The 12,585-nt window shown below is 41.1% G+C and carries 8 protein-coding genes; all 8 read left to right on the top strand.

The genetic code is table 11. The features are described from left to right. Positions 1–278, top strand: a 278-nt coding sequence (gene rplL / locus E1163_RS10395; RefSeq protein ID WP_155171380.1) for a 50S ribosomal protein L7/L12, incomplete at its 5' end; no start/stop codon positions are given. 158 nt (positions 279–436) lie between these two features. Further along, complete coding sequence (rpoB, locus tag E1163_RS10400) at positions 437–4,309, top strand: DNA-directed RNA polymerase subunit beta (protein ID WP_155171381.1); 3,873 nt, start codon at positions 437–439, stop codon at positions 4,307–4,309. A gap of 62 nt (positions 4,310–4,371) precedes the next feature. Continuing rightward, positions 4,372–8,679, top strand: a complete 4,308-nt coding sequence (rpoC, locus tag E1163_RS10405) for a DNA-directed RNA polymerase subunit beta' (RefSeq protein ID WP_155171382.1) — start codon at positions 4,372–4,374, stop codon at positions 8,677–8,679. Positions 8,680–8,681: 2 nt separating this feature from the next. Then, complete coding sequence (locus E1163_RS10410) at positions 8,682–9,011, top strand: DUF3467 domain-containing protein (RefSeq protein WP_155171383.1); 330 nt, start codon at positions 8,682–8,684, stop codon at positions 9,009–9,011. A 157-nt stretch (positions 9,012–9,168) separates the two neighbouring features. Continuing rightward, the gene (rpsL, locus tag E1163_RS10415; RefSeq protein WP_009581870.1) at positions 9,169–9,543 is read left to right on the top strand and encodes a 30S ribosomal protein S12; all 375 of its coding nucleotides are present in this window, start codon (positions 9,169–9,171) and stop codon (positions 9,541–9,543) included. Positions 9,544–9,557: 14 nt separating this feature from the next. Beyond that, complete coding sequence (gene rpsG / locus E1163_RS10420; protein WP_155171384.1) at positions 9,558–10,025, top strand: 30S ribosomal protein S7; 468 nt, start codon at positions 9,558–9,560, stop codon at positions 10,023–10,025. A gap of 11 nt (positions 10,026–10,036) precedes the next feature. Beyond that, entirely contained in the window at positions 10,037–12,151 is a 2,115-nt protein-coding gene (fusA, locus tag E1163_RS10425) for an elongation factor G (protein WP_155171385.1), read from the top strand. Positions 12,152–12,163: 12 nt separating this feature from the next. Next, on the top strand, positions 12,164–12,469 hold the full coding sequence (rpsJ, locus tag E1163_RS10430; RefSeq protein WP_009581876.1) for a 30S ribosomal protein S10: 306 nt from the start codon (positions 12,164–12,166) through the stop codon (positions 12,467–12,469). Positions 12,470–12,585 lie beyond the last annotated feature (116 nt).

A 12,585-nucleotide genomic window follows, 5' to 3' on the forward strand; every position in this document is an offset into this window, starting at 1 on the left:
CTGCTGCTGCGGCTGTTGCTGTTGCTGCACCTGCAGCCGGTGACGGTGGCGATGCTGCGGCTGAAAAATCAGAATTCGACGTGATCCTTAAGTCACCAGGTGGAGCTAAATTAGCTATCGTTAAATTAGTAAAAGAATTAACTGGATTAGGACTTAAAGAAGCTAAAGAAATCGTAGACAGCGCTCCTAAAGCTATTAAGGAAGGTGTAGGTAAAGACGAAGCAGAAGGTCTTAAGAAGCAGCTTGAAGAAGCTGGGGCCGAAGTGGAGTTAAAGTAAACCTTGGCGACATATTATTTGCTCGTCTAACAAAAAGTTAGGCCCCGGTAAACTAATCGGGGTCTTTTGCTGTTTGTAGCTACTTACGAACATCATATTTTCAGGCCGTAAAACGACACGGCCGTTTACAACATCTTGTAATTTAAATTTTTAAAGCCTTGGCTACTAAAAAAGATAACTCAAGAATCAGTTTTTCATCTATTAAGAAAGTAATAGATTATCCCGATTTCCTTGATATACAACTTCAGTCCTTTAAGGACTTTTTCCAGTTGGAAACTCCGGCCGAAAAAAGGGAACAAGAAGGATTATTCAAAGTTTTTTCTGAAAATTTTCCGATCACGGATTCCAGAGAGAACTTCGTATTGGAGTTTATCGACTATATAGTTGATCCTCCAAAGTATTCTGTCGATGAGAGTATCGACAGGGGTCTGACCTATTCAGTACCTTTAAAGGCGAAATTGAAACTTACCTGTAATGATGAAGACCACGAAGATTTCGAAACTATCGAGCAAGAGGTTTTCCTGGGTAATATACCATATATGACGAAGAAAGGCTCCTTTGTGATCAATGGAGCCGAGAGAGTTATCGTTTCTCAGCTTCACCGATCGCCAGGCGTGTTCTTTGCTCAAAGTAAGCATACAAACGGCACCAAATTATATTCTGCCAGAATTATTCCTTTTAAAGGTTCATGGATAGAGTTTGCTACAGACGTTAACAACGTCATGTATGCTTATATTGATCGTAAAAAGAAATTTCCGGTAACCACACTGTTGAGGGCTATCGGGTATGGCACGGATAAAGATATCCTTGACTTATTTGGTTTGTCTGAAGAAGTGAAGGCTACGAAGAAGGATCTTAAAAATGCTGCAGGAAGAAAGCTGGCTGCAAGGGTTTTGAAGACCTGGACAGAGGACTTTGTTGATGAGGATACCGGAGAGGTGGTTTCTATTGACAGAAATGAAGTGCTTCTTGAAAGAGATCACATTCTTACAGAAGAGGATATCGATACTATTGTAGATTCAGGATCAAAATCTGTTATTCTTCATAGAGAAGATGTTAACGTTACAGACTATACGATCATCTTTAATACGTTGGCAAAAGATAACTCTAACTCCGAGAAGGAGGCAGTTGAGCAAATCTATCGACAGTTAAGAAATACAGAGGCTCCTGATGAGCAAACAGCTCGTGATATTATTCAGAGCTTGTTCTTTAGTGAAAAAAGATATGACCTGGGTGAAGTTGGTAGATACAGAATCAATAAGAAGTTAGGTCTTGATATAGATTCAGATCAGAGAGTATTAACTACCGAGGATATTATCCTTATTGTTAAATATCTTATCGGTCTGATTAACTCTAAAGCAGTGGTTGATGATATTGACCACTTGAGCAACAGACGTGTTAGAACTGTTGGTGAGCAGTTATATACTCAATTCGGCGTAGGTCTGGCCAGAATGGCAAGGACAATCAAGGAGAGAATGAACGTAAGGGATAATGAAGATTTTAAGCCTGTTGACCTGATCAATGCGCGTACATTATCATCAGTCATTAATTCTTTCTTCGGGACTAATCAGCTGTCTCAGTTCATGGATCAGACAAACCCTCTAGCAGAAATTACTCACAAGAGAAGGATGTCTGCCTTGGGACCTGGAGGTCTTTCAAGAGAGAGGGCCGGTTTCGAGGTTCGTGACGTTCACTACACTCACTACGGAAGGTTGTGTACGATTGAAACACCTGAAGGACCTAACATTGGTTTGATTTCATCACTTTGTGTTCATGCCAAAGTGAATAACATGGGCTTCATTGAAACTCCATACAGAGAGGTAAATGAAGGTAAGGTAGTGATGTCAGGTGATGTAAAATACCTTACTGCGGAAGAAGAGGACACACATAACATTGCTCAGGCCAATGCACCGTTGAAGGATGATGGCCAATTTATTAATGAAAGGGTAAAAGCGAGGTTTGAAGGCGACTTCCCAGTTGTGGAGCCTGCAGAAGTTCGTTATATGGACGTAGCTCCAAATCAGATTGTGTCGGTTGCTGCTTCACTTATCCCTTTCCTTGAGCATGATGATGCGAACCGTGCTTTGATGGGATCGAACATGCAACGTCAGGCTGTGCCTTTGATGAAACCTGAAGCTCCTATCGTTGGAACTGGCCTTGAAGGAAGAGTTGCTCTTGATTCAAGGGCTCTGATTCTTGCAGAAGCCGATGGTGAGGTAGAATTTGTTGATGCGAAGAAAATCGTTGTGAAGTATGACATGGATGAGGATGATCTACTAGTTAATTTCGACGATGATTTCAAAACATATAACCTGATTAAGTTCAGGAGAACCAACCAAGATACGTGTATCAATCTTACTCCTATTGTTAAAAAAGGAGAAAGAATTGTTAAAGGTCAACCTCTTGTAGAGGGGTACGCGACACAAGGCGGAGAGCTGGCTCTTGGAAGAAACCTGAGGGTGGCGTATATGCCATGGCAAGGGTACAACTTTGAGGATGCTATTGTAATCTCCGAGAAAGTTGTTCGTGACGATATCTATACTTCTATTCACATTGATGAATATGAACTTGAGGTTCGTGACACCAAGCGTGGCGAGGAGGAATTAACTTCTGAAATTCCTAACGTAAGTGAGGAGGCTGTAAAACACCTTGATGAGAATGGTATCATCAGAGTTGGTGCTGAGGTGAAGGAAGGTGATATCCTGATAGGGAAAATTACCCCTAAGGGTGAGACAGATCCTACTCCTGAAGAAAAACTTTTGAGGGCGATATTCGGAGACAAGGCCGGTGATGTAAAAGATGCATCTATGAAAGCACCTCCATCATTAAGAGGTGTAGTAATAGATACCAAGCTTTTCTCACGACCTAAGAAGGATAAAGACCTTAGAGCAAAATCTAAAAAAGAAGTAGAAATACTTAAAAATAAATATTCCAAGCAGCTATTGGCTTTGAGATCTCAAATGATCGAGAAGTTAACTCAATTGCTGGATGGTAAAACAAGTCAGGGAGTTAAGCATAAATTTGGTGATGAGCTTATCAGCAAAGGAGTGAAGTTCAATGGTAGAAATATTGAACAGAATTTATTCCCTGAAAAGAATATTTACAAAGACGAGAGTACATATAATGTACCTGAAGAGGTGAACTTGATTTCTGATGTTATCCTTGATAACTGGACGACAGAAGAGAAAGTAAACGATTTAGTATTCAGACTTGTTAAAAGTTACAATATTAAACGTAATGAGATAGCTGGTGATTTCAAGAGAGAAAGGTTTACACTGGAAGTTGGAGATGAATTGCCTGCAGGTATTGTACAATTGGCTAAGGTATATATAGCTAAAAAGAGAAAGCTTAAAGTAGGTGATAAAATGGCTGGACGACACGGTAACAAAGGTGTGGTGGCCAGGATCGTTAGAACCGAAGACATGCCTTTCCTTGAAGACGGAACCCCGGTTGATATTTGTTTGAACCCGCTAGGTGTACCTTCAAGGATGAACTTAGGTCAGATCTATGAAACCGTATTGGCATGGGCCGGTCTGGAATTAGGCAGAAAGTATGCCACCCCGATTTTCGATGGTGCTTCCATGGATGAAGTTGCCGGGGAGTTGAAGGAGGCAGGTTTGCCTGAGTACGGTAGAGCATACCTTTATGATGGTCTCACCGGTCAGCGATTCGACCAACCGGTTACAGTGGGTATAGCCTACATGCTTAAGCTGGGTCACTTGGTAGATGATAAAATGCACGCAAGATCTATCGGACCTTACTCATTAATTACTCAGCAACCGCTTGGTGGTAAAGCACAATTCGGTGGCCAGAGATTTGGTGAGATGGAAGTTTGGGCTCTTGAGGCATTCGGAGCATCTCACGTACTACAGGAAATCCTTACCATTAAGTCTGATGACGTAATAGGAAGGGCTAAAGCTTATGAAGCTATAGTGAAAGGTGAAAACATGAAAAAGCCTAATATTCCTGAGTCGTTCAATGTACTGGTTCATGAACTTCGTGGACTTGCATTGGAAATTACTTTAGACTAATATTTAAAATATTCATGATCAGGAGGGCTGCCTCCTGATCATAGACATTAAATAATCAAACTATGTCGTTCAGAAAGAATAAAAAACTAAACCTTGATTTTTCTAAGGTTACCATTAGTTTGGCATCACCCGAATCGATCCTTGAGAGTTCGCATGGTGAGGTCACTCAACCGGAAACCATTAATTACAGGACTTACAAGCCTGAGATGGGCGGACTATTCTGTGAAAGAATCTTTGGTCCTGTTAAAGATTGGGAATGTCATTGTGGTAAATATAAAAGAATAAGATACAAAGGTATTATTTGCGACAGATGTGGTGTTGAGGTTACCGAGAAGAAGGTAAGAAGAGAGAGAATGGGACACATAGAATTGGTAGTCCCTGTTGCGCACATTTGGTACTTCAAATCACTACCTAACAAAATAGGTTATTTGCTCGGGTTACCCACTAAAAAACTCGATCAGATCATTTATTATGAGCGATATGTAGTTATTCAGCCAGGTATTAAAGAGGAAGACGGTCTGGCAAAGATGGATTTCCTTACCGAGGATGAGTATCTGGATATCCTTGATAAAATGCCAAGGGAGAATCAACTGTTGGATAATGATGATCCAAACAAGTTCATTGCTAAGATGGGAGCTGAGGCTCTTGAAATGTTATTGGCAAGAACTCAACTGGATGAATTATCTTATGAGCTCAGACACCAGGCAGCTACGGATACATCTCAGCAAAGAAAGGCAGAAGCCCTTAAAAGACTGAAGGTAGTAGAGGCATTTAGGGAAGCAAGAAGCAGGATTGAAAACCGTCCTGAGTGGATGATTATCAAAATGGTGCCTGTGATCCCGCCGGAGCTGAGGCCATTGGTGCCTCTTGATGGTGGTAGGTTCGCGACGTCTGACCTTAATGACCTTTACAGAAGGGTTATTATCAGAAATAATCGTCTTAAGAGACTTATTGATATCAAAGCTCCCGAAGTTATCCTACGAAATGAAAAGCGTATGCTTCAGGAAGCGGTTGATTCACTTTTCGATAACTCAAGAAAAGTTAATGCTGTAAGATCTGATGGAAACAGAGCTTTGAAATCTTTGAGTGATATGCTTAAAGGTAAGCAAGGTCGATTCCGTCAAAACCTTTTGGGTAAAAGGGTTGACTACTCCGGTCGTTCGGTAATTGTAGTAGGTCCTGAGCTTAAATTGCATGAGTGTGGTCTTCCAAAAGATATGGCTGCAGAACTTTTCAAACCTTTTATTATCAGAAAGCTGATAGAAAGAGGTATTGTAAAGACAGTGAAATCAGCAAAGAAAATTGTTGACAGGAAAGATCCTGTTGTTTGGGATATTCTCGAAAATGTGTTGAAAGGACATCCGGTTCTACTTAACAGGGCTCCTACACTGCACAGATTAGGTATACAGGCATTCCAACCTAAGCTGATCGAGGGCAAAGCTATCCAGTTGCATCCTTTGGTATGTACTGCTTTTAACGCTGACTTTGACGGTGACCAGATGGCCGTTCACGTACCTCTTGGTCAGGAGGCGGTTTTAGAGGCTTCATTGTTGATGCTTTCATCACACAACATCCTGAACCCTGCTAACGGAGCCCCAATCACCGTACCTTCTCAGGACATGGTTTTAGGTCTTTACTATGTAACAAAAGGTAGAAGAGGCACTGAGGAAAAGCCGGTCAAAGGTGAAGGAATGATGTTCTACAGTGCGGAGGAAGTGATTATCGCCATTAATGAAGACAGGCTTTCAAAGCATGCCTATATTAAGGTAAGAACTAAAGTTCGAAATGATAAGGGAGGACTCGAAACCAAAGTTATTGAGACTGTAGCCGGAAGGGTATTGTTCAACCAGCATATACCTGAGGAAGTTGGTTTCGTTGATGAACTTCTTACCAAAAAGAAACTTCAGCAAATTATCTCTGATGTATTCAAGATATCAGGAATGGCCAGAACGGCGCACTTCCTGGATGATATTAAAGACCTTGGATTCCAGATGGCCTACAAAGGCGGTCTGTCAATGGGCTTGAATGATGTTGCGATACCTGCAGAGAAGGAAGAACTTGTGGCACAGGCCAAAGAAGAAGTAGATGCCGTATGGAATAACTACTTGATGGGTCTTATCACAGATAATGAGAGATATAATCAGGTAATTGATATCTGGACCAGGATAAATACTCAGCTTACGAACACGTTGATGACTAAGTTGGCGGAGGATGATCAAGGGTTCAACTCGATTTATATGATGATGCACTCAGGTGCAAGGGGTTCTAGAGAGCAGATTCGTCAGTTGGGAGGTATGAGGGGACTTATGGCCAAACCTCAGAAAAACCTTGCAGGATCTGTGGGAGCAATTATTGAAAACCCTATTCTTTCTAACTTTAAAGAAGGCCTCGACGTAATTGAGTACTTTATTTCAACTCACGGTGCTCGTAAAGGTCTTGCAGATACCGCTTTGAAAACTGCGGATGCAGGATACCTTACAAGACGGCTCGTGGATGTAGCGCAGGATCTTGTTATTACTGAGGATGATTGCGGTACGTTGAGAGGTCTTACTGTAACGGCACTTAAAGATAATGAGGATATCGTAGAGCCATTATCTGAAAGGATTCTAGGTCGAGTATCAGTTCATGATATTTATGATCCACTTTCAGACGAACTTATCTGTGAGTCCGGGGAGGAAATTACTGAGGAGATCGCCAGGATCATCGATGAAAGCAGCATTGAGGAAGTAGAAATCAGATCGCTTCTGACCTGCGAAACTAAACAAGGTGGTTGTGCGAAATGCTATGGAAGAAACCTTGCAACAGGTAACATGGTGCATGCAGGCGAGGCAGTAGGAGTTATTGCAGCACAATCAATCGGTGAGCCAGGTACACAGCTTACATTGAGAACATTCCACGTAGGTGGTACTGCATCGAACATTGCGGTTGATGCAAACATTAAAGCTAAATTCGACGGTACGATTGAGTTTGAAGGCATCAGAACAATCAAAACTACCAATAAAGATGGTGAGGCCGTTGAGGTGATCATGGGTCGTACCGGGGAGATCAAGGTTGTCGATGAGAAGAGGGGCGTAGTTTTGATGACTAACCACGTACCTTATGGATCATTCCTTAAAGTGAAGGAAGGACAGAAAGTTGAAAAAGGACAGGAACTTGTTTTCTGGGATCCTTATAACGCTGTAATCCTTTCTGAATTTGACGGTTCCATCGAGTTTGAATCGATTATTGAAGGTGTTACTTACAAAGAAGAGTCCGATGAGCAAACAGGACACAGAGAGAAAGTAATCACCGATACAAAAGATAAAACAAAGAACCCTGCTATAAGAGTAAATACCAAGGATGATGGTAAGTCATACAACATACCGGTAGGAGCTCACCTTGCAGTGGAAAACGGAGAGAAGATTAAGGCAGGTCAAATTCTGGCTAAAATCCCTCGAACCATGGGTAAATCAAGAGATATTACCGGGGGTCTTCCAAGGGTTACCGAGCTTTTTGAAGCTAGAAACCCTTCAAACCCTGCAGTGGTTAGTGAGATTGACGGTGTTGTTACTTACGGAGGTATTAAACGTGGTAATAGGGAAATCTTTATTGAATCAAAAGACGGTATCAAAAAGAGGTATCTGGTATCATTGTCCAAACACATTCTTGTACAGGATAATGACTTTGTAAAAGCAGGGTACCCGCTTTCTGATGGTGCTATTACTCCTGCAGATATTCTGTCCATTAAAGGGCCAACTGCTGTTCAGGAGTATCTGGTAAATGAAATTCAGGAAGTTTATCGTCTGCAAGGTGTGAAGATAAACGATAAGCATATTGAAGCTATCGTAAGCCAGATGATGCAGAAAGTTCAGATCGTTGATCCGGGAGATACGAGCTTCCTTACTAATGAGATCGTGGATAAGTTTGTATTTAGCGAAGAAAACGATGCTGTACTTGACAAGAAAGTTGTTACTGATGCGGGTGATTCAGAAAACCTTAGACCGGGACAGATCATTACTGCAAGAGAGCTTAGAGACGAAAACTCTACGCTTAAGCGTAAGGACCTGAAACCTGTAGAGGTGAGAGAGGCAATGCCAGCGGTATCTAAACCTACTTTGCAGGGTATTACTCAGGCATCACTTAAAACTGAAAGCTTCCTTTCTGCGGCATCTTTCCAGGAGACTACTAAAGTACTCAGCGAGGCTGCCATACGAGGTAAGGCTGATCAGTTACTGGGATTGAAGGAGAACGTTATCGTTGGACATCTAATACCTGCCGGAACAGGGCAGAGATCTTTCAAAGACGTTATCGTTGGATCTCAGGACGAGTACAATGAACTAGTTGCCTCAAAAGAGGGATCTAAAGAGAGACAACTTCAGGAAGGTAATTAATAATGGCTGACGATAATAAGGGAAAGAAGGAAAATCCTAATCAGATCAATATTGAATTATCTGAAGAGGTAGCGGAAGGTGTTTATTCAAACCTGGCTATGATCGCTCACTCTAACAGCGAGTTTGTGATAGACTTTATTCGTCTTATGCCAGGAGTGCCAAAAGCCAAAGTGAAGTCCAGGATAGTTATTACTCCTGAACATGCAAAGAGGCTTCTGAATGCTTTGAATGAGAATATTCATAAGTATGAAGAGACCTTTGGCCCGATTAAGAAGACAGAAGAAGCTCCAAAGTTCCCGCTCAATTTTGGCGGGACAGTTGGGGAAGCCTGATACACGGAGTAACCTTTGTATCAATAGAAATAAATTCAGCCCGAAGTATTGCTTCGGGTTGAATTTATTATATAAAGTATTTGATTAGTAAGACTGTTTTTTTTACCTTTGCAGTCCGAATTTTAAAATGGAATAAAAACTAAAGAAAGAAATATAAATGCCTACTATTCAACAATTGGTTAGAAAGGGTAGAAAGAAGTTGGTAACTAAATCCAAATCGCCTGCTCTTGATTCATGTCCACAAAGGCGAGGTGTTTGTACCAGGGTGTACACTACTACACCTAAGAAGCCTAACTCTGCTATGAGAAAAGTGGCAAGGGTGAGATTGACAAATGGTAAAGAAGTTAACGCTTACATACCGGGTGAAGGTCACAATTTACAGGAACACTCGATCGTATTGATCAGAGGTGGAAGGGTAAAAGACTTGCCAGGTGTAAGATATCACATCATCAGGGGTGCATTGGATACCGCCGGTGTTAATGGTAGGTTACAAAGAAGATCAAAATATGGTGCTAAAAGGCCCAAAAAATAAATAAGTAGAAGATAATGAGAAAAGCTAAACCAAAGAAAAGGTATATCCTGCCAGATCCTAAATTTCAGGATACTCTGGTTACCAAATTTGTAAACTATCTAATGATAGATGGTAAGAAGAGTACTGCTTATGCTATTTTCTACGAAGCTATGGAGCAGGTAGAAAGTAAAACCGGGGAAAACGGTTTGGAAACCTGGAAAAAAGCTCTGAATAACATCATGCCTTCAGTGGAGGTAAAGAGTAGAAGAGTGGGTGGTGCAACATTTCAGGTGCCTATGGAAGTAAGGCCTGAAAGAAAGATCACTCTGGGGATCAAATGGATGATTAGATATTCGCGCCTTCGTGGAGAAAAGACCATGAGAGATAGATTGGCGGGCGAGATTGTAGCGGCTTCAAAAGGTGAAGGTGCTGCAGTTAAGAAAAAGGATGATACACACAGAATGGCTGAGGCGAACAAGGCATTTTCACACTTTAGATTTTAATATCTGTTACAATGGCAAGAGATCTTAGATTAACAAGAAACATAGGTATCGCTGCACACATCGATGCTGGAAAAACTACTACTACGGAGCGAATCCTGTATTATACCGGAGTAAGCCACAAGATAGGAGAGGTACATGACGGTGCTGCGACTATGGACTGGATGGAGCAGGAGCAAGAAAGAGGTATTACCATTACTTCTGCTGCGACTACAGTATTCTGGCCTTACAAAGGAGATAAGTATCATATAAATATTATTGATACCCCGGGACACGTTGACTTTACTGTTGAAGTGAACAGGTCTTTAAGGGTATTGGATGGTTTAGTTTTCTTATTTAGTGCGGTTGACGGTGTTGAACCTCAGTCTGAAACTAACTGGAGACTTGCAGATAACTATAAAGTTGCCAGGATTGGTTTCGTAAATAAAATGGACCGTGATGGCGCTGATTTCTTAAACGTGTGTAAGCAGGTTAAAGAAATGTTAGGAACCAAAGCCGTTCCTCTTCAATTGCCGATTGGTGCAGAAGCTTCTTTCAAAGGTGTTGTTGACCTGGTTGAAATGAAGGCTATGGTATGGAATGAGGAGGACATGGGAATGACTTATAGCGAAATAGACATTCCTGAGGATATGAAGGACGAGGTTGAGGAATACAGAGAGCATTTGTTAGAGTCTGTTGCGGAATACGATGATACTTTAATGGAAAAGTATTTCGAGGATCCTGATTCGATTTCAAGAGACGAGGTTGTGGCTGCTTTAAGAAAGGCAACTATAGACCTGGCTTTCGTACCTATGCTTTGTGGTTCTGCCTTTAAAAACAAAGGTGTACAAACCATGCTTAACTATGTGATGGAGCTTTTACCATCACCGTTAGATAGAGATAATATTGTAGGTACTAATCCTGATACTGAAGAGAAAGTTTCCAGAAAACCTTCTCCTGAAGCTCCTTTCGCCGCATTAGCATTTAAAATTGCTACTGACCCATTCGTAGGTCGTTTGTGCTTCGTAAGGTCGTATTCAGGTCTTCTTGATTCTGGTTCATATGTATTCAATACAAGAACTAATAAGAAAGAAAGGATATCTCGTATCTTCCAGATGCATGCTAATAAGCAAAATCAAATAGATCAACTTCATGCCGGTGATATCGCTGCTGTAGTTGGTTTTAAAGATATAAAAACAGGAGATACACTTTGTAACGAGAATCATAAGATCGTTCTCGAGTCGATGGTGTTCCCTGAACCTGTAATTGGATATGCGATCGAGCCTAAAACTCAGGCAGACGTTGACAAAATGGGTATGGCTATTGCCAAACTTGTTGAGGAAGATCCTACACTTCAGGTTAATACAGATGAAGAAACTGGACAAACTATTCTGAGAGGTATGGGTGAGCTTCACCTTGATATTATCATGGATCGTTTGAAAAGGGAATTCAAAGTAGAGGTTAATCAAGGTGCACCTCAAGTTGCTTATAAGGAAACAATCACTTCTCTTGTAGATCATAAGGAAGTATATAAAAAGCAAACGGGTGGTAAGGGTAAGTTTGCGGATATTGTATTCAAACTTAGCCCCGCTGATCCTGATGAGAATGGTGTTATTAAACCAGGTTTACAATTTGTAAATAGTATTACTGGTGGTGTAATTCCTAAAGAATTCATCCCGGCTATCCAAAAAGGGTTTGAGCAGTCCATGAACAATGGACCTTTGGCAGGGTACCCTATTGAAGCTATGAAAGTTGAATTGTATCACGGTAGTTTCCATGATGTGGATTCGGATGCACTTTCTTTTGAAATGGCTGCAAGACTAGGTTTTAAAACCGCTGCTAAGCAAGCTGGTCCTCAATTACTTGAGCCTATCATGAAGGTTGAAGTGGTTACGCCAGATGAGTATACTGGTTCTGTTACCGGTGACTTGAACAAGCGTCGAGGATTGATGAAAGGTATGGATACTAAAGGAGCTGCTCAGGTTATTAAAGCAGATGTTCCTTTGTCTGAGTTGTTCGGATATGTTACTGACCTTAGAACTATCACATCTGGTAGAGCTACAGCATCATTGACGTTCTCACATTACGATCCAGTTCCTAAGAACCTGGCTGACAAAGTTATAGAAGAAGTAAAAGGAGCGGCCGTTTAATTAATTAAAGCTATGAATCAGAAAATAAGAATAAAACTTAAGTCATACGATCACAATTTGGTTGATAAATCATCTGAAAAAATTGTGAGAGCTGTGAAAACTACTGGTGCAGTAGTAAGCGGACCTATTCCTCTTCCGACTATCAAGGAAAAGTTTACTGTGTTGAGATCACCACACGTAAATAAAAAGTCGAGAGAGCAGTTTCAGCTTTGTACTTACAAAAGACTGGTTGATATCTACTCAAACAGCACAAAAACTGTTGATGCTTTGATGAAGCTGGAGCTTCCCAGTGGTGTTGATGTAGAGATTAAAGTCTAACGAGACATACTGAAATTTATAATAAAACAAGAAGGCTGATACACCCGTATCAGCCTTCTTGTTTAGTAAAGTATTAATTTATTTGAAGATGAAAGCCGTTCGTTAAGTTATTTTTT

The organism is Fulvivirga kasyanovii, from assembly GCF_009711405.1.
Classification (GTDB): domain Bacteria; phylum Bacteroidota; class Bacteroidia; order Cytophagales; family Cyclobacteriaceae; genus Fulvivirga; species Fulvivirga kasyanovii.